Below are 22,212 nucleotides of genomic sequence, written 5' to 3'. Positions count from 1 at the left end.
CCTCTTTTTTTTTTAACTGAACAGATTGGCAGGGAATCAGGCGCGCAGGCGTCGAAAAATCCGAGCGGTATAAGCATCCCAGGCCATACTGTCGGTGTTGACGATGACGGTCGGTAGCAAGGAACCCTGCGCACAGGCAAGGAACTGCCGCTGTTTTTCGTTATAGGCATCGATATCATTTTGCGTAAAAATGCGGTTGGAGCTGGCTTCCCGCTGCTCTAAGCGTGCCAGTACGTTTTGCGGACTGATGGTGCATAAGACGGTCAGTGCATGCAATTGGGTCAAACGCTGCTGCAAGTCTACATACTCTTCGCTGCCGCCATCCCGAAAGCAAACCGCAAAGTTTAAATGAAAGCGTTCAAAGACAAAGAAGAGTCCCCGTGAGCGGCGGGAATGGATTCCCATGGAATTTGCATAGCGATTCAATTGCTCCAGGAGGGCAACTCGCTCCCGCAGTACCTGCAGATTTTCTGCCCGACTCATTCCCTGCAAGACACCGTTGACCCAATTCAGATTCTGCGAATAATGTTCCGCCAAATAGATGACATTGCGTTCGGCTCCCGCTTCCGTGAGGTGATAGCGCTGAATTGCATTGAAAAGAGAGGTCTTGCCGGAACAGGAAGGTCCTTCGAGAATAATGCCGCAGATTTGCTCAGACATACCCGCCACCATCCTTATGGAAAATCCGTCGGGACAACGCTGGATTATTCGCTTACCGTTGTGATCCTGGCGGTAGAAAAACCGGGAAGCACCGGGGAATTGCCTTTATTGGAGATAAGCCAACAAATCGGCCAGACGCTGCAGACGATAATCAGGCTGCAGTTCATCCCAGACAGTGCTGGGGAAGTTGCTCCAGAGTACCGCCGCAGAAGGGGAACCCGCTGCTTTGGCGCAGAGAATATCATAGGGACTGTCGCCGGTATAGAGCGCGGCGGACGGTTCGATCTGCAGCAGTCTGCAAGCTTCCAGCAAGGGTTCTGCCTGCGGTTTGTGAATTTTGGTATCTTCTTCGCAGACATAAACCTGAAAAAACGCTTCCATCTGAAAGAGGCGGATGCCTTTCATGACGGTAAGGCGCTTTTTGGAGGAGACAACACCCATCGGATAACCCGCCTGCTGCAAGGCTTGCAAGTCTTCCTGAATGAAAGGGAATGGCTGTGCCATCTGGTCGTGCGCCGCCAGATTATGCCGGCGATAGATTTGCAGCATTTCCCGGATCACGGCGGCATCGTTGGTGTAACGGCCGAAAGAATAGGTTAAGGGGCGGCCGTAGTCGTTGAGAACTTCCTCAGCGGAGATCTCCAAACCCAGCACCGTGCGAAAGGTATGCTGAAACGAGGCTACGACCAAAGCGCGGGTGTCGATCAGAGTCCCGTCCAAATCAAAGAGTAGGGTGGTTGGATTCATGTAATTGCATCTCCTCTGCTTTAATTCGTAGAGCAATCTTATCAAGCAGGAGTCGGTCATTATCATGAGCCAGCATCGCCTGCACTTCTTCGACCGGAGCAAATACCGCTTCGATGAAGCCTTCCCGTCGGTTTAAGGTATAAAAGGGATCTTCCACCCGCATCCAAAACCAATGCACGATTTTATTATGCAGTTTACCGGAGGAATTAAATTGATAGCTGGTTTCTCCAATGGCTTCATGAATGATTGCCTTTAAGCCAACTTCTTCTTCCACTTCTCTTAAGGCAGCAATTTCCGGCGTCTCGTTTTCTTCCAGATGGCCCTTGGGAAAAACCCAGCTGCCAAAGCGGTTGCGCGCCACCAGCACATTGCCGCGATAGACGATCACGCCGCCTGCCGACTCTTCATTGATCATTAAAAACACCTCCCCGCAGGTTTGTTACTATATTCATAGTATAGCATATTTCAAAATAAGGGTAAAGTAAGATCCTCGCGCAAAGTGCAGTTTATATTCAGGAATCCGATTAACGGAACAAACGGCGGCAAAAGGCATCATGCGCGGGCGGCGAATCGGTGCATCGACCGACTGACAAAGGAAATGGCTGCCGGTGTCTCGAATGAAAAGAGACGACAGCAGGAGAGGCTGCGGCGGCGAAAACGCGAGAGCAGGAGGCGGGACCTGTGAAATATCATTATATAACGGAAACGGCGCAGTTGGAAGAAGCCGTAGCACAGCTGAGCGGACAGCGTCTGTTGGCAATCAGTATCCGGACAGCAGGGCCTGACCCTTATTTGCATCCTCTGCAAATGATTGGCCTGAATACAGGCAAGGATGATGTCTGGCTGGTGGAATTTACTCGCTTTCCAAGCGCCGCCGACAGAGCTCCCTTGCGGCGGCTATTCGGCAACGCCAAGACGGTGAAAGTAATCTTTCATGCCAAAGAAGCGGTTGAATTCTGTCAAGTCAATGATCTTTTGCTGCACGGTACTTTGTTTGATCCTTTCTTGGCTGCTCAATTGCTCACAACGCCGCAGGGGCCACAGGAATATGAGCTGGCAGCTTTGACGCGGTTTTTTTTGCGGTATCCGCTGACCGTTTTGCCGGAAGACAACGGTCCGGAGCAGCGCAGCCGGGAAGACAGGCTGCTGCTGCAGGCGCAGGCCACCGCAGTATTATTGCCGCTGCGTGCTGCGATGGTGGAGCACCTGGTGGAAAATCAACTGGTGGATGTGGCTAAAATAGAATTTGATTGTGTGTACGGCGTAGCCGATATGGAATTGACCGGCATGTATCTGAACCAGCAGGTATTGCGGACCTTAGGCGATCAGCTGCACAGGGAAGCTGATCGCCTGGAAAAAGAATTGTCTCCATTACTTTCTTCCGAAAAATCCCAGATGAATTTACTGGGAGAGACGGATACGACGGCGGTCAATCTGGACAGCCCGGAACAACTGCGCGCCGCCCTGGCACGCCGCGGCATTGCTTTGCCCGATACCAGCCGGCACACGCTGACCCGGTTGGCGGAGACCTATCCGGAAGTTGCCCAACTGTTGGAGTACCGCAAAGTTGCCAAGCAACTGAATACTTTTATTGATGCTCTGCCGGGTTATATCCATCCGCTGACCGGACGTATTCATTCGCATTATCAGCAAATGGGAGCCGGCAGCGGCAGGTTTTCCTGCGCTTCCCCCAATATCCAGGCTACACCCAGGGAAGAAGCCTTTCGCCGTTGTTTCCAGGCTGCGCCGGGTAACGTGCTCGTGATAGCCGATTATTCGCAAATTGAACTGCGGGTGGCGGCGGAAGTAGCCCGGGATGCCCGGATGATCAAAGCGTATCGGGAGGGTGAGGACCTGCATCGCCTGACCGCTTCCCTGGTTACCGGTCTGCCGATCGAAATAATTGATAAGAAGCAGCGTCAGGCGGCAAAAGCGATTAATTTCGGTTTGGTCTACGCCATGGGAGCCAGAGGACTGCAAACTTACGCGCGGGATACTTACGGCGCCGAGATGACGCTGGAACAGGCGGAACAATTCCGGCAGCGCTTTTTTATGGCTTATCGGGGGATTGCCCGCTGGCATCAGAAGGTTCGCCTACAAAATGAGGCAGACCGCAGAGCGGGAATCCCGGCAGAAACGCGTACCCTCAGCGGCAGACGCTATATTTGGAGTACTGTCGCCGGTTTGGCCGGCTTATATAATATGCCGGTGCAGGGAACGGCAGCCGATATTGCCAAAAAAGCGATCTGCCTGATCTATCAGGAAAATGTCAATCCCAAGTGGCATCTCATCGGCTTCGTTCATGACGAAATATTGATGGAAGTGCCGCAAGAGGATGGCGTGGCCGCCAAGTATTTTTTAAAGACTCAAATGGAACGGGCGGGTAAATTCATCCTGAAAACAGTTCCCGTGACGGCAGAAGCCAACATCGGCAACAGCTGGGCCGATGCAAAATAAGAGTGAGAAGCGAATGCAAGAAAAACCGTCTGCCGCTGTGCGAATCAGAGCGGGAGACGGTTATTTCAGGTTGGAATTTTATGCGTGAAGAAGCAGGATTTTCCTATTCGCTTTCGGTTTTCTGCATATTTTGATACATTCGGTCCAGGAAGAGATACAATTGTTCGATTTCGGCTTCGCTGAAACCCTGATAGCAGATATTTTCCACTTCAAAGAAAATACGATCGATTTCCTGCTGCGTTTGCTGTCCTTTTTCGGTTAAGAAAGTCCGCATGATCCGGCGGTCTTTGCCATCCGCTTCGCGGTAAATCAATTTGGCTTGTTCCATGCCGCTTAAGATGCTGGTGGCGGTAGCGGATTCGATGCTGCAGCCATCCGCAATTTCCCGCTGCATGGCACCGGGATGGTTGGAGAGATAATGCAGTAATTTCGGCTGCGCACTGCTCAGACCTATCTTCGCAAAACGATTGGTGGTTTCGCGCCAGTGACTGCGGAACAGGCGGCCAAGATAGATATGTAGTTCGTTGTTCTTCATGATTTTTACCTTTCCGTATCGATTTGATTCGTTTCTTAAACCATTAGCTTCCTTAATATATAATTATAGAGGCGCTTTGCTGCAGTGTCAAGATGAAAAGGGCTGGATTTTAACGTAAATATGAGATATATGATAATTTCTTCGCTGCTACTTGACATTAACAGATGCGGGGGGTTACAATTATAATTCAGTAAACTGGTGGAGGTTATGTGAATGGATGTGGAACAATATAAAGACTATTATGATAAGTTCGCCGACTATCGAGTCGATAAGCTAAAATTGCTGCAGGAGGCAGGCATTCAAGTTTATCCTGAGCGCTTTTCTGTCAGCCACACGTTAAAAGATGCGTTTCTTCTGCCGGACGGCACAGCGGATGTCCGGATTGCCGGACGTGTCGTTTCGATGCGCAAGATGGGTAAGATTACATTTGGGCATCTGCAGGATCTTGAGGGCAAACTGCAGTTTGTCCTCAAGAAGAACACATTGGAAGACCAATATGATTTTTTTCATAAGATTGTCGATATCGGCGATTTTTTTGGTTTTTGCGGCACCCTGTTTACCACCAACAGCGGTGAGCGTTCTCTGCAAGTGGAAAGTTATACTTTTCTGGGTAAGGCGCTGCGGGAATTGCCGGAAAAATGGCATGGCTTGGCGGATACCGAATTACGATATCGCCAACGTTATCTTGATTTGATCTCTAATGAAGAAACACGCAAGGTTGTCCTGATGCGCTCCAAATTGCTGAGTACCATCCGGCATTTTCTGGAAGACAGAGGCTTTTTGGAGGTGGAGACACCGATCCTGACCAATCAGGCCTCCGGCGCTCTGGCAACGCCGTTTGTGACCCATCATAATTCACTCGATCTGGATGTTTACCTGCGGATCGCGCCGGAGACTTATCTGAAACGCCTGATCGTGGGAGGCTTTCAGCATGTCTTTGAGGTTGCCCGCTGTTTTAGGAACGAAGGAATCAGTCCGGTACATTTACAGGACTTCACCATGATTGAAGGTTACAGCGCTTACTTTAATTACCGGGACAATATGAAGATGCTGCGGGAATTGATTCTGACTGTGCTGCAGGAATTGTTCGGCAGCACCTTATTGCAAATCGGTGAGCAGGAGATTGATTTCAGCCGGGAATGGCCGGTCGTTTCGTTCCGGGACTTAATTCTCAAAGATACGGCGATCGATATCGACGCGTGTGCGGATGCCGCCGCACTGCTGGCCGCCATCCGCGGGCAGGGAATCAAACTGGAACATGAAAATCTGGAGAGCCTTGGTAAAGGGAATCTGATTGATCAATTATACAAAAAGGTCAGCCGTCCATTTATGATCAGTCCGGTTTTTTTGATCTGTCATCCTTTGGATCTTTCCCCTTTGGCGCGGCGCAATGATGAGAACAATCAGATTGTCGATCGTTTCCAATTGGTAGTCAACGGTGCGGAGCTGATCAATGCCTATTCTGAATTGGTCGATCCGGTTGATCAGCGCATCCGTTTGGAACAGCAGGCGGGATTGCGCAGCCGGGGCGATGCCGAAGCGATGCCGCTCGATCATGAATATCTCAAGTGTATGGAATATGGTATGCCGCCGATTTCGGGGTGGGGCATGGGGATTGACCGTTTACTGCAGGTGCTTTTAAACCTGGAGAATATTCGCGACGGAGTCTTATTCCCGTTGATGCGCCCTTTGGAAGATGAAGCAGAAACGAGATAAGACGAAGACCGGCAGCGCGTCCGGGCCCGGGATCAGAAAGCGGCGGATCAGGCCGCGAACCGCGTTCAAATCAGAACTGTCAAGGCTGCAGAGTGAAGAGGTGTAAAGAACATGCGCTTTTTGGGACGCATTACCGACAGACAGGTGACCGGGGAAGATCTTGGTCTGGTGTCCCGTATTTCCCGTTATGGCTCAAGAGGCGTGGTCATCAATGATCAGGGCAAAATCGCTTTAATGTACTTAAGAAAACTCAGCATCTATAAACTGCCCGGCGGCGGCATCTTGCCCGGCGAAAGCAAAGAAGCGGCTTTTATCAGAGAAGTACGGGAAGAAACCGGTTTCCCGGTGGAAATTTTAGCCGAAATCGGTACGATTGAGGAACATAAGGCACAGAATCATTATCTGCAGCTTTCTTATTGTTTTGTCGGCAGGGTTAGCGGAGAAGCGATTGGCAACGACTTGAGTGCCAATGAAAGACGGCTGGGCTTTGAATTGCGTTGGTTTACACCCAAGCAGGCCAGTTTCCGCATGCGCAAGAACCAATGCGTTGATTATACCATGAAATATATCCTGCTGCGTGACCGCGTTGTACTGCGTGAAGGTTTATATTGGTTAAAGCAGAATCCTCAGCCATTGCCCGGTAAAAAAGCTGCGGAAGAACCGAAGTCCAAAAGTTAGTCGTAAGGCAGACGGTTTTTCCGGGAATTGATTTGAATTATCAAGAATTCTGTTGCTTCTCATCAATCGCTGTGGGCCGCGGTGCTGAGACTAAAAAAATGTTTTATCGGAGCGGACAGGAGATACAAATTTCATAGGACAGGCAGGATTCAGTGAAAACAGCGGCGAATCTGAATTGGGACTGCGGAAGCATGCCTGTTCGAAAATGATCGAAAGGCACACGGGGGAGGATTTTAACATGTTTGGTTTTGGTATGGATGTTGGCATCGATTTGGGAACCGCCAGTGTTTTGGTTTCCATTAAGAATAAAGGTATTGTACTCAATGAACCTTCTGTTGTTGCGGTCGACAGAGATACCGGCAAGATACTTGCCATCGGGGAAGAAGCGCGTCAAATGATCGGTCGCACCCCGGGCAATATTATTGCTGTCCGCCCCATGCGGGAAGGTGTCATTGCCGATTATGATGTGACCCAACAGATGCTGCAGGCGTTTATTCGCAAAGTCTGCGGTAAAAATCGTTTCTTCGGGCCGCGTCTGATGATTGGGGTTCCTTCCGGAATTACAACGGTCGAGCAAAGAGCCGTGCTGGAAGCAGCCAGCGAAGCCGGAGCACGCCAGACCTTCCTGATCGAAGAACCACTGGCAGCTGCCATGGGGGCTGGCATTGATGTGGCCAAACCGAACGGCGCCATTGTTGTGGATATTGGCGGCGGCACGACTGATGTCGCAGTCATTTCTCTGGGGGGTATTGTCGTTTCTCTAGCGGCCCGCATTGCCGGCGATAAAATGGATGAAGCAATCATTCGCTTTATGCGCAATGAATATCGCCTGTTGATTGGCGAACGCACCGCAGAAGATATCAAGATTCAAGCCGGCACCGCTTTTCCGGGCTCGCGCGAAGTTTATCTGGAAGTGCGCGGCCGTGATTTAGTCACCGGTTTACCCAAAAATGTGACAATTACTTCTCATCAGGCCATGACAGCAATGCAGGAACCGATCGACAGCATCGTCAGTCTGGTAAAAACTGTTTTGGAACGCACTCCGCCGGAACTGGCGGCCGATATCATGGACCGCGGTATCATTATGACAGGCGGCGGTGCTTTGATTGACGGCCTGGATAAATTGATGACGCAGGAAACCGGGATTCATACTTACGTGGCCGATAACCCGATCGAGTGTGTCGGCCTGGGTACCTGTTTGGCGCTGGATTCCTTAAATTACCTGGAGAAGAATCTGATCAGCAGCCGCAAGCGTTAGAAGATTTCTTTTCTAATTATAAAAATCCGCCTGAGCTGATCGCCCGGGCGGATTTTTTCAGACAGTGATAAGGGTCGGCCGATCGCTCCGTCAGCTGATTTCCATGATAATCGGCAGGATCATCGGCGTACGCTCGGTTTTTTCAAACAAATAACCGCTCAAAGCGTCCCGCAAGGTGTTTTTGATGAGGTTTAGGTCGGTATTGCCGATTTGAACCTGTTCTGCCACGATACCCTTGACCAATTGACGGATATCCCGCATCAGTTCTTCCGATTCTTTGACATAAATAAAACCGCGCGTCAGAATTTCCGGCCCGCTGAGGATATTCTTATGGCTGCGGTCCATTGCCATTACTACCGTTAGAGTACCATCCAAAGACAATTGCGTTCTGTCACGCAGCACAGCATTTCCCACATCACCGACTCCCGAGCTGTCGACATAAACCGGGCCGGCTGTGACGGTGCCAACCTTACGCAGCGATTCGTTGGAAATCTCTATCACATCACCGATTTCAGCAAGATAGCTGCGGGTACGGCCGATTCCCATTTCTTCGGCCAAACGTACCATGCTTGCCTGATGCCGGTACTCGCCGTGGAAAGGGATGACATAACGCGGCTGCGTCAGGCTGAGGATCAGTTTTAATTCTTCGCGGCTGGCATGACCGGAAACGTGAACTTCGCTCATCCCCTGATGGATCACGGTAGCGCCGCAGCGATAGAGACCGTCGATGACCTTGCTGACCAAACGCTCATTGCCGGGAATCGGAGAAGAGGAGAGGATCACCAGATCGCCTTCCCGAATGTTGACTTTGGGATGGCTCTGCATGGCCATGCGGGTCAGTCCGGCCAGCGGTTCCCCTTGAGAACCGGTAGAAATAATCAGCAGCTCATTGTCTTTGATCGAACTGACTGCTTCAATCGGCAGATAATTCTTCTCGTTATATTTCAAATAGCCCAAACGGCCGGCAATCTCAATGTTATTGATCATGCTGCGGCCGACCGCCGAAACCTTGCGGCCGTATTTTTCCGCAACATCAAAGACTTGCTGGATGCGATGGATATTGGAGGCGAACGAGGCGATCAGGATGCGTCCTTCGGTATGGCTGCGCAGAATTTCTTCAAACGTTTTGCCGACGACGCGCTCTGATTTGGTGAAGCCTTCCCGTTCGGCATTGGTTGAGTCGATCATCAGAGCCAATACACCTTCCTGACCGTAGGCTCCCAGCTTTTGCAGATTGATCGTGGGTCCAGAGACCGGCGTTTGGTCAATCTTAAAGTCACCGGTATGGATCAGGATTCCTGCCGGTGTGCGGATGGCTAAAGCAAAGCTGTCCGGGATGCTGTGATTATTCTGAATGAATTCAACTTTAAAATGATGACCGAACTGTACAATGTCGCCATTTTGAATCGTGTGGGTTTCCGCCGTTATTTTGTGCTCTTTCAGCTTATTTTCCAATAAGCCCAAGGTCAGTGTGGAACCCCAGATCGGAATTTTGAGCTGCTGTTCCAAATAAGCAACCCCGCCGATGTGATCTTCATGACCATGAGTCAGGCAAAGTCCTTTGATCAGATCCCTGTGTTCCAGAACATAGGAAAAATTGGGAATAATGTAATCGATGCCGGGCATATCATCCCCGGGAAATTTTAAACCGGTATCGATCAGGATGATTTCCTGCCCAAAACGCAGTGCCGTCATATTCTTACCGATTTCGCTCACACCGCCCAGGGGAATGAGCTGTAATTTGTTTGTACCTTTTTTAGCCATGTTGCCTCCATAAGTTCCGCGATAATCCTGTTATCCTGACCGTAATTTACTCTGATTTCAACTGCCTTGCGATATGACAGCGTTTTGATCTGTCTTGGCTGCAGTCTTTGATCATAATGCTTAAAAATAGACCAGCATAAATCCTTGTTATTCTATTTTACTCTCTTTTGCGTTTTTTCACAACAGGTAAAATCCATTTATTGCTAACTTTATGAAATAATTCGCATAGCAGAGGAAAACAAAATCACTTCGTCGAAGATTCATGCAAGTTCCTATGATGAAAAAGGAACATTTTAGGCACTTTCATTCGTCTTTAACTCAAGACAGAATCGGATACAGATCGATCGGTGTCCAATCAGCGGATCTTCGGCAGCCCCGGTAGGGAGCAGCCGGTGGCCGCAGGGGGAGGATCATGTTTACTTTTGATTCAGTCAGTAAAATCTACAACAACCGGGTGCAGGCTTTGGATAATGTCTCCTTTTCCATCGAGAAAGGGGAATTTGTTTATTTGGTGGGTCCCAGCGGCGCCGGCAAATCGACAATTTTACGCCTGATGACTGCCGAAGAGCGCCCAACAGCCGGCAAGATTACGCTGGATAACCAAATCATCAATCGGTTGCGCCGCAACCGGGTGGCGGCCTTACGCCGCAGACTTGGCGTCGTTTTTCAGGATTACCGGCTGCTGCCGCAGAAGACGGTTTATGAAAATGTGGCGTTTGCTATGCAGGTAGTGGAATCATCCAACCGGGAGATTCATAATCGGGTGCCTTTGCTGCTGGAATTGGTTGGTCTGTCAACCAGATCCAAATCCTTTCCCGATCAGCTCTCCGGCGGTGAGAAGCAGCGGGTCGCCATTGCCAGAGCGCTGGCAAATGACCCCGGTATATTAATCTGTGATGAACCAACCGGAAATTTGGATCCGGCGACTTCCTGGGAAATCATGCGCCTTTTGAGTTTGGTCAACGAGCGCGGCATGACCGTCATTATGGCGACGCATGATAAAGAAATGGTCAACCGCATGAAGCATCGGGTCATTGTGATGGAAGGCGGGAAGAAAGTAAATGAACGCCTGGAAGGGGGATATAACAATTGAAACCCCACACCATCGCTTATTATTTTAAAGAAGCCTTTACCGGTTTGCGCCGCAACGGCTGGATGATGTTTGCTTCGGTGGGTATTACGCTGGTAATGTTTATCATACTGGGATTTTTTCTGGTGCTGACCGCCAACCTGGATTATATCGCGCGCGATGTGGAAGGTAAGTTGGAGATCACCGCATATCTGGACGATCAGGTGGTGCAGGAGGAAATTGCCCTGCTGCAGAGCCAGATTGAAGCCATGCCTGCGGTCAAAGAAACCGTCTTCGTATCCAATGCGGAAGCACTGGTTCGCCTTTCAAAAAAATTAGGCAGCCGTTCGGATTTATTGGCGGGGTATGAAAGCGATAATCCTTTACGCAATTCCTTTGAAGTGACGACGACGGAGATCGAACAGGTCGCTGTGGTGGCATCTGCTTTGGAAAAGCTGCATGGGATCGCGGAAGTCAAGTATGGCAGAGAAGAAGTGGAAAAACTGCTGAGTATCACCCAGGCGATCCGTTATAGCATGACTGCAGTCATGTTGGCTCTGGCTACCGCGACCTTATTTGTGATGATGAATACGATTCGCCTGACTGTATTTGCCCGCAGGCAGGAAATCCAGATCATGAAGTACGTTGGCGCTACCGATTGGTTTATCCGTTGGCCTTTCATTTTGGAGGGAATGATCATGGGGATTTTTGGCGCTTTGCTGGCGGGCGGTTTCATTTTTCTGATTTATCATTATTTTGTCGGTTATGTGACAACCTCGATTCCCTTTCTGCCGGTGCTGCCGGTGTTCCCGTTTATGCGCGGTTTATTCTTCACACTGATAGCCGGGGGTGCCCTGATTGGAATTATCGGCAGTGCGCTTTCCCTGGGCCGTTATTTAAAAGTATAATAGGTGAAAAAATGAAAAAACAGCAATGGATCATCAGTCTGCTTTGCCTTTGTCTGGTTGCCGCTTTTAGTTTTGCCAGTGCCGATGAAGTATCAGATTATGAAGCGGCTCTGGCGGCGGCCAATGCGCAGAAAGCGGAACTGCTGGGTAAAATTGAATGGGCCAATCAACAGACCAACAGTCTTCTGACGGAACTGGCCCAAATCGATTGGGAGTTGGACTGGACCGGCAAAGAGCTGGCCTATCTGCAAAATGAGAAAGCCACAACAGAGCAGAATGTGCTGCAAGGGCAGCAGCAATTGGCTTCCATCGAGGCGGAACTGCAGAAGAAATACGAAGTTTCCAAAACACGGTTGCGCGCTCTCTATGAGAACGGCAACGTCAGTTACCTGGAAGTCCTCTTCGGCAGTTCCTCCTTCAGTGAATTTCTGACCAGTTTTGATCAGATCACTTTGCTGTTCCAAAGAGATGTCGAATTACTGGAAGAACAGCGTCTCCTGAGGGAGCAGCAAGAGGAAATCAATACGTCTCTGGAAAACTATAACAGTTATTTAGCCTCACTGGCCTACCAGGCCGGCGTCCGCAGTGAGGAACTGGCAAGCATGCAAACGGAGCGCAACAGCTTAATGGGGAACATTCAGAGTCAGAAAGAAAGCTGGCAGGCATCCTATGACGCCTTTGAAGCGCAGGCGGTGGCCTTGGCAGAAACCATCCGTCAATTGCAGGCGCAGAATCAGGGCAATGTCTACGGCAGCGGACAGTATATCTGGCCTCTGCCCAGCTCTTATGTTACAACGGATGAATTCGGCTGGCGGGATGATCCTTTTGGCGGTAGCAATAGTAATTTCCATGGTGGTTTGGATATTGCGGGTCCTTACGGCGCCAATATTTTGGCTGTGGACAACGCCACGGTGATTTATGCCGGCTGGAATACCGGCGGTTATGGCAATATGGTCATGCTCGACCATGGTAACGGCATCGTCACGGTCTATGGTCATATGTCACAAATTTTAGTCGGTGTTTGGGATACCGTCGATCAGGGTGACGTGATCGGGCTGGTGGGATCTACCGGCTGGAGCACAGGACCGCATTTGCATATTGAGTTCCGTGTCGACGGAGAGCGGGTTGACCCCTGGAATTATCTGGCTTAAGTGAATGGTTTGGCAAGAATGCGCAGGATTCGAGAGTGAGAATCCCGCAACAAAAGGAGTCGTATTGTATGGAAATCGAGGAAAAGAAAAATCCGGAGCCCGCTGAGCAGGATCGGATCAATAAGCCGCTGGCATCAAACGCGGAAGGTATGCCAGGCAGTGAGATACCGCCGCAGGAGCCGGCAGCAGAGGAGACAACGGAACTGCCCGCTCAGACACAGCCGGAGCCGGCGGCAGAGGAGACAACGGAACTGCCCGCTCAGACGCCGCAGGAGCCGGCAGCAGAGGAGACAACGGAACTGCCCGCTCAGACGCAGCCGGAGCCGGCAGCAGAGGAGACAACGGAACTGCCAGCTCAGACACAGCCGGAGCCGGCGGCAGAGGGAACAACGGAACTGCCCGCTCAGACGCAGCCGGAGCCGGACGCGGCGCAGGGTCCTGCGATTTTGTTGCCGCCCGAAGAGGAGCATTTGCCTGTGCTGCCGGAACCGACGCCTCGGCTGAAACAGCCGATCGGCCGCGGTAATCTGGTTTTCTTTGCGGGTTGTCTTTTGCTCGCTGTGGCTCTGCTCTTTAACGGCACGCAATTATGGCGCCGTTATAACATGGTGAACAGCCCATCGGGCAGCTTAACCGAAACAGAGGAAAGCAAATACACTGCTTATCTGGCCAATTTGATCTCATCCAACCCGGATCTCTCGGCGTTTATGGAAGCCTATCAGTATGTAACCGAAAATTCCACTCTGAACCCGGATACCGCTAAACTGATGGACGGTGCGATCGAAGGCATGCTGGCTGCTCTGGATGATAAATATGCGGCTTATTATGACCCGGAGACTTTTTCGATGAAAATGGATGACAGCAGTGGCTTTTATTCCGGCATCGGAGCGTCTGTGATTGAAAACGGCGGTTATATTACCATCGTGCAGCCCTATGAGGATTCTCCGGCTGCAGCCGCCGGATTATTAACCGGAGATCAGATTCTGGCGGTGGATGGTGTCGATGTCGTGGGCTGGTCCACCGATGACGCCGTCACGCTGGTGCGCGGTCCGGTGAACACGGATGTTGTTTTGACCATCCGCCGTCCCGGCAGCATGGAGGATTTGCAGGTCACCGTCACCAGAGCGACCGTAGAAACCAAAACGGTGACCGGCAGTTTGAGCGATGATAAAATCGCCGATATCGAACTGACTTCCTTTAATGATCAGACCGGCAAGCAGTTAGCCGCCCTGGTTGAAGAATTCAAAGCGCAAGGCATGACCGGGTTGATTCTCGATCTGCGCAACAATGGCGGCGGTACGCATACCGGCGTAGTGGAATCGGCGCAGTGTCTGCTGCCGGAGGGTAAAATTTTCTCCATTGTTTATGCCAATGGTTATACAGATGAGGAGTTTTCCCAGCTGAAAGAGCGTGGTTTCCCAATGGTGGTGCTGATCAACCAATACAGCGCCAGCGCTTCCGAAGTGTTGGCGGGCGCCTTGCAGGACAGCGGCGTACCGCTGGTCGGTGTGCAGAGTTATGGTAAAGGGGTGGGACAGAGTTCCGTCAATTTATCGAACGGTTCCGGAATTACTTTTACCACCAGCAACTGGTATACCAGAAATGGTCGTCAGGTCGCCGATGTCGGCTTGACTCCCGATTTCATCGTGGTGGATGCCTGGTTCCCGCTTGGCACGATTGATGTGGCAAAATTGAAACCATCCGATCTCTCTTTACTGCAATATAAACTGAACGCGCTGGGCTTCCCGGTGGCGGCAGAAACGGAATATGCTGAGGCAACCCAAAACGCGGTGGCTGCCTACCAAACGAGCAAGGGGTTGCAGGCAACCGGTCAACTGGATTTGGCAACAGTGCAGAATTTAAACGCCGATTGTTATGTTTTGTTGGACGGCGGCGGTGATCCGCAGTACGAGAAAGCAAGGGAAGTCCTACAAGGTTTGCTGGCGGCAGACTAGGACAGCAACGGGTGAATGTGATTTTCTGGGAGGAGAACAGACAAAGATGGGACTATTTCAATTGCACGCTCCCTATCAGCCGCAAGGAGATCAGCCGAAAGCCATTGAGCAATTGGTAGCCGGCATCAACGCGGGCTATTGGGGTCAGACTTTGCTGGGCGTCACCGGTTCCGGCAAAACCTTTGCAATGGCAAACGTCATTGCGCAAACCCAGCGGCCTACCTTGGTGCTTGCTCATAATAAGATTCTGGCAGCTCAGTTGTGCAGCGAGTTCAAAGAGTATTTTCCGGAGAATGCCGTTGAGTATTTTGTCAGTTATTATGATTATTACCAGCCGGAAGCCTACATTCCTCAGACTGACACTTATATTGAGAAAGACAGCTCGATCAATGATGAAATTGATAAACTGCGTCATGCGGCGACCATTGCCTTGCTGACCCGCCGGGATGTGATCATCGTCGCCTCGGTTTCCTGTATTTATGGTTTGGGTTCCCCCATGGAATATATGAATTTGCATTTGCATTTGGAACTGGGTCAGCAAATTCGCAGGGAAGATATTTTACGCCGCCTGGTGGCGATTCAGTATCAGCGCAATGAAATTGATTTCCAGCGCGGCCGCTTTCGGGTGCGGGGCGATACGGTGGAAGTCATCCCGGCCAATACCAACGAGCTGGCTTATCGGATTGAATTGTTCGGCGATGAGGTGGATCGGATTTCCTGTGTTAATGTATTGACGGGGGAAATTCTGGAAACGCCGAATGCCGTTGATATTTACCCCGCCAGTCATTATGTCACTTCGGAAGAGAATGTGAAGCGTGCGATTGTGGAGATTGAACAGGAGATGGAAGAGCGGGTGGCCTGGTTTCAAGAGAATGACTTATTGATTGAGGCGCAGCGCATTCAACAGCGCACCGAGTATGATCTGGAAATGATGATGGAGATGGGTTTTTGCAGCGGCATTGAGAATTATTCGCGGCCGCTTTCCGGTCGCATGCCCGGCACAGCGCCGGATGTTCTGCTGGATTATTTTCCGGATGATTTTTTAATGATGGTGGATGAATCGCATGTCACGATTCCGCAGGTTCGCGGCATGCACGGCGGCGACCGCGCCCGCAAAGAAAAGCTGGTGCAGTACGGTTTTCGCCTGCCGTCTGCCTTTGACAATCGGCCGCTGACCTTCGCCGAATTTGAAGCTCATATCAATCAGGTCATTTTCGTATCGGCGACGCCGAGTGAATATGAAGCCGCTCACAGCAGTCAGACCGTGGAGATGATCATCCGGCCAACCGGTCTGCTCGATCCGGAATTGGATTTAAGACCGATCAAGGGTCAGATCGATGATTTATTGGCGGAAATCAAACTGCGTGCCGCCAGGCAGGAACGCGTTTTGATCACAACGCTGACCAAAAAAATGGCGGAAGATTTAACCGAATATCTGAACCAACTGGGTGTGAAAGTCCGCTATATGCATCATGAAATCGATTCTTTGGAACGCATGGAAATTATCCGCGACCTGCGCCTGGGCAGTTTCGATGTGCTGGTAGGCATCAATTTGCTGCGGGAAGGTCTCGATCTGCCGGAAGTTTCTTTGGTCGCCATTCTCGATGCGGATAAGGAAGGTTTTTTAAGAAGCGCGCGCTCGCTGATTCAAACCATCGGCCGGGCGGCCAGAAATTCAAACGGCAAGGTCATTTTATATGCTGATCGCATCACAGATTCGATGCAAATTGCCATCGATGAGACCAACCGCCGCCGCAAAATCCAAACCGCTTTCAATTTGGAACATCATATTACGCCGACCACGATTCGCAAAGACGTGCACAGCGTGATCGATTCCATTGCCAGAGGGGATTCCTATGAGCATCTCAGCAAAGAGAAAGTGGCCAAGATGGACAAACGTGAGCTGCAGGATTTGATTGGGCGTTTGGAAAAAGATATGAAAGCCGCCGCCAAAGCGCTGGATTTTGAAGAAGCAGCCAGAATCCGCGATGCTATGATGGAATTGCGTGCCTCGCTTTAACAGAAAGCCCGGCACAGCCAGGGATTCCCTGTTGATCTTCATCAGCAAAAAGCACAATATTCTGCATCTTTTCAGTAGAAAATAACGTCGGAACCGCCTTGCATTTTCCGCTTTGTTTGATATAATGTTAAGCGTAGTGCGGAAATAGCTCAATTGGTAGAGCGCCACCTTGCCAAGGTGGAGGTTGCGGGTCCGAGTCCCGTTTTCCGCTCCAATTTGTATATGAATCTCTCCCCTGATTCCAGGTAAGGGAGGGAATGAAGCAAGGACGCGCAGCGCGACCGGTAATAAAAGGAGGATATGATATTATGAAACTGAAATCTCAAAGTCAGGAGCGTTATTATGTTACGCTCAACGTAGAACTGAGCCCGGAGGAAGTGGAACAGGGTTTGGAGAAAAGCTATAGAAAAGTGGTCAGACAAATCAATGTTCCCGGTTTTCGCAAAGGAAAGTTTCCGCGCCCCATGCTGGAGGCCCGCTACGGCGTCGAAATGCTCTATGATGAAGCGGTGGATGCCTTATTGCCGGAAGCTTACGAGTTTGTGCTGAAAGAAACCAATCTGGATCCGATCGACCGTCCGGAAGTGGATGTGCTCAGCTTCGCCAAAGGACAGCCGGCGGAAATCAAATTCGTGGTTACCGTAAATCCGGAAGTTGTCTTGGGCGAATACAAAGGGATTAAAGTAGAAGTAAAACACAGCGAAGTCAGCGAAGCTGCGGTGGAAGCCGAACTGAAGCGTTTGCAGGATGAACATGCGCGCCTGGTTCCCGTGGAAAGCGCCGCGCAACCGGGTGACTTTATTAAATTGAACTTCGACGGTTCTGTGGACGGTGTGGCGTTTGAAGGCGGCAAAGCGGAGAATTATGATTTGGAATTGGGCAGCAATTCTTTTATTCCCGGTTTTGAAGATCAATTGATTGGTAAAAATATCGACGAAGAGGTTACGGTTCAGGTCACTTTCCCGGAGAGCTATCATGCTGCCGAATTGGCCGGCAAAGACGCGGTTTTCCTCTGCAAAATCACTGAAATCCATCGCAAAGAAATTTTGCCCCTGGACGATGATTTTGCCAAGGATGTCTCCGATGTGGAGACGCTGGCGGAATTGAAAGTTCAGCTGGAAAATACACTGAAAGAAACGGCAGTCTTACAGGACAAAGAAGCCAAGCGGAATGCTGTGCTGGCCAAAGTAGTGGCGAATGCGCAGGTGGAAATTCCGGAAATTCTGATCAGTCGTCAAACAGAGCAGATGATGCGTAACTTTGAGAATTCTCTGATGCGTCAGGGTCTGAAATTAGCTGATTACCAAAAGATTCTCGGTAAAACAGCGGAAAATATGAAAGAAGATTTCAAACCGCAGGCAGAAAAAGCGGTGCGACAGACTCTGGTCATTGATCAGATCACGAAAGTGGAAAGCATTGTGGCAACAGAAGAAGAAATCGCAAAACAAGTGGCTGAAATGGCCAAAACCTACCAAATGGAAGTGGATGCATTCCAGAAAATCGTCAATGATCAAGGAATGTATCCGGAAATCGCTGCCGAAGTGGCTTATAAAAAAACAATAGAATTCTTAACCGAAGCGGCAGTGGAATAATCATTGCGTTTCAGGTTTGATTGGATTAAGCGAGGAGAAAGATGGCGAAAGGATTTCGGGACGATAAGAAACAATTTTTTTGTTCCTTCTGCGGTAAGCCGCAGGATCAAGTGCGTAAATTAGTTGCCGGCAACGGAGTTTTTATTTGCAACGAGTGTATTGATTTATGTAACGAGATTTTAGAAGACGAACTGAAAAATGATCCCAAAGAAGCGTTTGCGCTGGAGGAATTGATGAAACCTCTGGAAATTAAGCAGGCACTGGATCAATATGTCATCGGTCAGGAAGAAGCGAAAAAGTCGCTGTCTGTTGCAGTCTACAATCATTATAAACGAATCCGTCAAAAGAGCAGCATCCAGGGAACAAAATCAAAAAGCAAACAAAAAAATGAAGAGGTGGAATTAGCCAAGAGCAATGTTCTGCTGCTGGGTCCGACCGGCGTGGGTAAAACCTATCTGGCTCAGACCTTGGCGAAGATCCTCAATGTGCCGTTTGCCATCTCCGATGCTACCACTTTAACCGAAGCAGGTTATGTCGGTGAAGACGTGGAAAATATCTTGCTCCGTCTGATTCAGGCTGCCGATTATAATATCGAACGGGCGGAACAGGGGATCGTCTATATCGATGAAATTGATAAAATCAGCCGCCGCAGCGAGAACCGCAGCATCACCCGGGATGTTTCCGGCGAAGGCGTGCAGCAGGCGTTATTGAAAATTCTGGAAGGCACCGTAGCCAATGTGCCTCCTCAGGGCGGCCGCAAATTGCCGCACCAGGAATTTATCCAACTGGATACCACCAATATTCTCTTCATTGTGGGTGGTGCGTTTGATGGTCTGGACAAATTGATCGAGACGAGAGTCGGCAAAAAGACGATCGGTTTTGGTGCAGAAGTGCGGGCTGCAAAGGAAATGACCATGAACGAGTTGATCCATCAGGTCATTCCGGCTGATTTAATTCGTTATGGACTGATTCCGGAACTGGTCGGTCGTATTCCTGTCATCGCAACGTTGGATGCGCTGAACGAAGATACACTGGTGCGCATTCTGACCGAACCGAAGAACGCTTTGGTGAAACAATATCAGCAGCTGTTCGCTCTTGATGCTGTCGAATTGGAATTTACGGCCGATGCGCTCAGAGAAGTTGCGAAAGAAGCCATCATCCGCAATACGGGAGCACGCGGGCTGCGTGCCATTCTGGAAGGTGTCTTGATGCAGACGATGTATGAAATACCTTCCCGCCGGGATGTCCGCAAAGTGATTATTGATGATGCGGTTATGCGCAAAGAAAAAACACCGGTCCTGCTGTTATCGCATGACAATTATCTTGCCGACGGAGAAAAGGTGGTCGGCGGCGAGCAAAACGAAGCATAAAAACCATCACCTGCACGCCGGCAAGGGATGGAACCCTCGGGCAACAGACTGATCATTTCACAGCAGAATGATCAGTCTGTTTTTCAGCAATGCCGAATCAACGCGCAATGAGATCAGGTGAAAATGCAGGAGCGCTGCTCTTGACGGGAACACCGGTAATCGATATAATGTTATCGAAATAAGCTGCACAAGGAGGACTCTTTTTGTGACAATGAAAAATCGAAAGCCGATCTCAATGCAAACACTCAAGCGCCTGCCGGATTATTTGCACTATTTGCAGACAATCAATCATAAAGAAGTCACCAGCATTTCCGCCACGATGATTGCCAACAGCTTGAAATTGAATGAAGTTCAAGTCAGAAAAGATTTGGCTGCTGTCAGTATGACCGGCGGCAAACCCCGGACCGGTTTTAATATCAATGAATTGACCAAGGGGATTGAATCCCGTCTGGGATATGACAGTAAAGATGAAGCCGTGCTGGTTGGTGTTGGAAAATTAGGTCAGGCTCTGCTTACCTATCCCGGTTTTCAAACTTATGGCTTGAATATCGTTGCGGGTTTTGACAGCAACCCCAATTTGCATCATATGACAATCGAAGGCAAATTGATCCTGCCAATGGGAAAATTCATCAATCTGTGTCAGAGCAGAAAGATTCATATTGGAATTATTACAGTACCGGCCGATCAGGCGCAATCGGTGTGTGACCTGATGCTGGCGGGCGGCATCATTGCCATCTGGAATTTTGCTCCGGTCAATCTCAAGGTCCCCGATGGGATTTTTATCAAAAGCGAGAATATGTCAGCATCTCTGGCGATGATTTCTCAATTCCTTGCCGAACATCTTCCTGACAGCAATTAATAAGAAAACAGAGGATCACGAATCACCCAGGTCGATTCTGATCAGTGAAGGGACAGCGCAGGTGATGAAGCCGCGTTGCTACACGGCAGGTTTTGAGATCATCTGGGAAAGTTTCGGTATTCTGCGGGAAAATGAAAGTTTGTTTCTTTGTTCTGACGGCGTAACGCAAGCCGGCATGGGCGCCAAATATGTTTTCGGCATCGGAGCCAGTGGAATTGCGGATTATTTGCAGCATGCTCTGACGGAGTATGCGCACCGGCAGCAAAAGCTGGACAAAATCCTTGCATTAACCAAAAAATCTCCGGCGGTTATGCAGCTGACGATACCTCGATTCTGCTGATTCACCGCAGAAAAGCGCTCAGTTTAACGATTCTGCCCGGTCCGCCGGAGCAAAAGAGAAGTGATCAGGAGTTTGCTGGTAAATTCATGGCACAGGAGGGGTTGCACATCCTTAGCGGTTCCACCACCGCCAATTTCGTGACGCGGGAGCCGAAGCGTAAAGTCCGGATGGTTGAGGCGTCTCTCGAGAAATTGGAGCAGATGGGCAAATTAGTGATCGAAGAGAATTAGCAGACGAACCGATAAAACGGTTTCTTACGCCGGTCAAGCCATTGCGAAAGAAGCCGTTTTTTATCTTTCCGGCGCCGCATTGAGGGCGAGTGAGCGGCAGGCAGGATTCTGCGGCAGGTTTGGCGAATTATTTTAAGGATGAATCATAATCTGAGAACCAGATTGTATAAAAAGAGGGGCTGTTTACTTGTCAGAAGCAAAGAGTTATGTCGTCTTGCCTTTGGAAGAGGTTGTTGTTTTCCCGCATACCATGCTGCGGCTGGATTTTATGCAAGGTAAAGTGGAACGCGATGTGGAAGACGCCATGGCGCGGGGTGAACAGGTGCTGATTGTGGGTTATCGCAAAGAAGCGGATGATACCGCCGCCCAGGTGGACGCCGATAAACTGGCTTTGGTTGGTACGATCTGCCGCGTAAAGCAAATCATCCGCCTGCCCAGCGGTCAAAAGCAGGTTATTTTGGAAGGTCAGCAGCGTGGTTTGGTGCATACCTATCTGCCAAACGGAGAAGATGTGCTGCGCGCTCAGGCAACCGAGCAGACGGAGCTGGATATTATGGATGAAAAGTCAACTTTATTGGTGGAGCGGATCACGGAACGACTGCGGCAATTGATACGGCTGAACCAAAAATATCCGGCCAGCCTACTGAGAGAAGCCGGTATGATGCAAACGCCCGGTTTGTTCGCGGATTTTTTGGCTACCCATCTGCCGTTTTCCTTTCAGGAAAAGCAGATTATGCTGGCTGATCTGTCGGTGGAGCAGCGTCTCCTGGATTTGAGTGTTTTTATCGAGCGAGTGATCCAGCGCTACGAACTGGAGAGTTATATCCAGGCACAGACGCAAACCGTGATGGCTAAGAGCCAGCGCGAGTATTTTCTGCGCGAACAGATCAAGGTCATTCAGAA

The 22,212-nt window shown here is 50.0% G+C and carries 20 protein-coding genes and 1 tRNA gene; 16 read left to right on the top strand and 5 right to left on the bottom strand.

Going from position 1 to position 22,212, the window contains the following annotated elements; genetic code table 11:
- Positions 1 to 36: 36 nt before the first annotated feature.
- The 3 genes from LLG09_00885 to LLG09_00875 all read right to left on the bottom strand — a co-directional run bounded on the left by LLG09_00885 (position 37) and on the right by LLG09_00875 (position 1,822).
- Positions 37 to 660 (bottom strand): hypothetical protein, encoded by a 624-nt coding sequence (locus LLG09_00885; GenBank protein MCE5195677.1) that lies wholly within the window; start codon positions 658 to 660, stop codon positions 37 to 39.
- A 105-nt stretch (positions 661 to 765) separates the two neighbouring features.
- Entirely contained in the window at positions 766 to 1,407 is a 642-nt protein-coding gene (locus LLG09_00880; GenBank protein ID MCE5195676.1) for an HAD-IA family hydrolase, read from the bottom strand.
- Positions 1,382 to 1,822, bottom strand: a complete 441-nt coding sequence (locus LLG09_00875) for an NUDIX hydrolase (protein ID MCE5195675.1) — start codon at positions 1,820 to 1,822, stop codon at positions 1,382 to 1,384. Before LLG09_00875 ends, LLG09_00880 begins: the two co-directional genes overlap by 26 nt.
- 266 nt (positions 1,823 to 2,088) lie before the next feature.
- On the opposite strand from LLG09_00875, the gene LLG09_00870 reads away from it, so the two are divergent.
- Positions 2,089 to 3,864: a DNA polymerase gene (locus LLG09_00870; protein MCE5195674.1), complete on the top strand. Its 1,776-nt coding sequence runs from the start codon at positions 2,089 to 2,091 to the stop codon at positions 3,862 to 3,864.
- Positions 3,865 to 3,967: 103 nt separating this feature from the next.
- Here LLG09_00870 and LLG09_00865 read toward each other — a convergent pair whose 3' ends face one another.
- Positions 3,968 to 4,399 carry a MarR family transcriptional regulator gene (locus LLG09_00865; GenBank protein ID MCE5195673.1) on the bottom strand — a complete coding sequence of 144 codons (432 nt, stop codon included), beginning with the start codon at positions 4,397 to 4,399 and terminating at the stop codon, positions 3,968 to 3,970.
- A gap of 213 nt (positions 4,400 to 4,612) precedes the next feature.
- Here LLG09_00865 and lysS point away from each other — a divergent pair, with 213 nt between their 5' ends.
- The 3 genes from lysS (at position 4,613) to mreB (ending at position 8,051) form a co-directional block, all read left to right on the top strand.
- Positions 4,613 to 6,115 carry a lysine--tRNA ligase gene (gene lysS, locus LLG09_00860; GenBank protein ID MCE5195672.1) on the top strand — a complete coding sequence of 501 codons (1,503 nt, stop codon included), beginning with the start codon at positions 4,613 to 4,615 and terminating at the stop codon, positions 6,113 to 6,115.
- A 111-nt stretch (positions 6,116 to 6,226) separates the two neighbouring features.
- Positions 6,227 to 6,793, top strand: a complete 567-nt coding sequence (locus LLG09_00855; GenBank protein MCE5195671.1) for an NUDIX domain-containing protein — start codon at positions 6,227 to 6,229, stop codon at positions 6,791 to 6,793.
- A 238-nt stretch (positions 6,794 to 7,031) separates the two neighbouring features.
- On the top strand, positions 7,032 to 8,051 hold the full coding sequence (gene mreB, locus LLG09_00850; GenBank protein MCE5195670.1) for a rod shape-determining protein MreB: 1,020 nt from the start codon (positions 7,032 to 7,034) through the stop codon (positions 8,049 to 8,051).
- A 90-nt stretch (positions 8,052 to 8,141) separates the two neighbouring features.
- Here mreB and LLG09_00845 read toward each other — a convergent pair whose 3' ends face one another.
- A complete protein-coding gene (locus LLG09_00845) occupies positions 8,142 to 9,815 on the bottom strand; it encodes a ribonuclease J (protein MCE5195669.1) in 1,674 nt (557 codons plus the stop codon).
- Positions 9,816 to 10,227: 412 nt separating this feature from the next.
- On the opposite strand from LLG09_00845, the gene ftsE reads away from it, so the two are divergent.
- The 12 genes from ftsE to LLG09_00785 form a co-directional block, all read left to right on the top strand.
- Positions 10,228 to 10,908: a cell division ATP-binding protein FtsE gene (gene ftsE / locus LLG09_00840; GenBank protein MCE5195668.1), complete on the top strand. Its 681-nt coding sequence runs from the start codon at positions 10,228 to 10,230 to the stop codon at positions 10,906 to 10,908.
- The gene (gene ftsX / locus LLG09_00835) at positions 10,905 to 11,792 is read left to right on the top strand and encodes a permease-like cell division protein FtsX (GenBank protein MCE5195667.1); all 888 of its coding nucleotides are present in this window, start codon (positions 10,905 to 10,907) and stop codon (positions 11,790 to 11,792) included. The genes ftsE and ftsX overlap by 4 nt, the downstream gene beginning before the upstream one ends.
- 11 nt (positions 11,793 to 11,803) lie before the next feature.
- Complete coding sequence (locus tag LLG09_00830) at positions 11,804 to 12,943, top strand: peptidoglycan DD-metalloendopeptidase family protein (GenBank protein ID MCE5195666.1); 1,140 nt, start codon at positions 11,804 to 11,806, stop codon at positions 12,941 to 12,943.
- Positions 12,944 to 13,011: 68 nt separating this feature from the next.
- Positions 13,012 to 14,898, top strand: coding sequence for a PDZ domain-containing protein (locus LLG09_00825; protein ID MCE5195665.1), 1,887 nt, complete (start codon positions 13,012 to 13,014; stop codon positions 14,896 to 14,898).
- 46 nt (positions 14,899 to 14,944) lie between these two features.
- Positions 14,945 to 16,918: an excinuclease ABC subunit UvrB gene (uvrB, locus tag LLG09_00820; protein MCE5195664.1), complete on the top strand. Its 1,974-nt coding sequence runs from the start codon at positions 14,945 to 14,947 to the stop codon at positions 16,916 to 16,918.
- A gap of 138 nt (positions 16,919 to 17,056) precedes the next feature.
- Positions 17,057 to 17,132 (top strand) — tRNA-Gly (locus LLG09_00815).
- Positions 17,133 to 17,226: 94 nt separating this feature from the next.
- Entirely contained in the window at positions 17,227 to 18,510 is a 1,284-nt protein-coding gene (gene tig, locus LLG09_00810; GenBank protein ID MCE5195663.1) for a trigger factor, read from the top strand.
- A 41-nt stretch (positions 18,511 to 18,551) separates the two neighbouring features.
- Positions 18,552 to 19,880, top strand: coding sequence for an ATP-dependent Clp protease ATP-binding subunit ClpX (clpX, locus tag LLG09_00805; GenBank protein ID MCE5195662.1), 1,329 nt, complete (start codon positions 18,552 to 18,554; stop codon positions 19,878 to 19,880).
- Between the two features lie 211 nt (positions 19,881 to 20,091).
- Complete coding sequence (locus LLG09_00800) at positions 20,092 to 20,739, top strand: redox-sensing transcriptional repressor Rex (GenBank protein MCE5195661.1); 648 nt, start codon at positions 20,092 to 20,094, stop codon at positions 20,737 to 20,739.
- The gene (locus LLG09_00795; GenBank protein MCE5195660.1) at positions 20,711 to 21,079 is read left to right on the top strand and encodes a hypothetical protein; all 369 of its coding nucleotides are present in this window, start codon (positions 20,711 to 20,713) and stop codon (positions 21,077 to 21,079) included. Before LLG09_00800 ends, LLG09_00795 begins: the two co-directional genes overlap by 29 nt.
- A gap of 86 nt (positions 21,080 to 21,165) precedes the next feature.
- Positions 21,166 to 21,309 carry a hypothetical protein gene (locus LLG09_00790; GenBank protein ID MCE5195659.1) on the top strand — a complete coding sequence of 48 codons (144 nt, stop codon included), beginning with the start codon at positions 21,166 to 21,168 and terminating at the stop codon, positions 21,307 to 21,309.
- Between the two features lie 187 nt (positions 21,310 to 21,496).
- Positions 21,497 to 22,212 (top strand): LON peptidase substrate-binding domain-containing protein (locus LLG09_00785; GenBank protein ID MCE5195658.1); only part of this gene is annotated, 716 nt, incomplete at its 3' end.

The sequence above is a fragment of the Negativicutes bacterium genome, assembly GCA_021372785.1.
Taxonomy (GTDB): domain Bacteria; phylum Bacillota; class JAAYKD01; order JAAYKD01; family JAAYKD01; genus JAJFTT01.
Note: the sequence above shows the minus strand (reverse complement) of the source record. Positions and strands in the feature narration are given on the sequence as shown.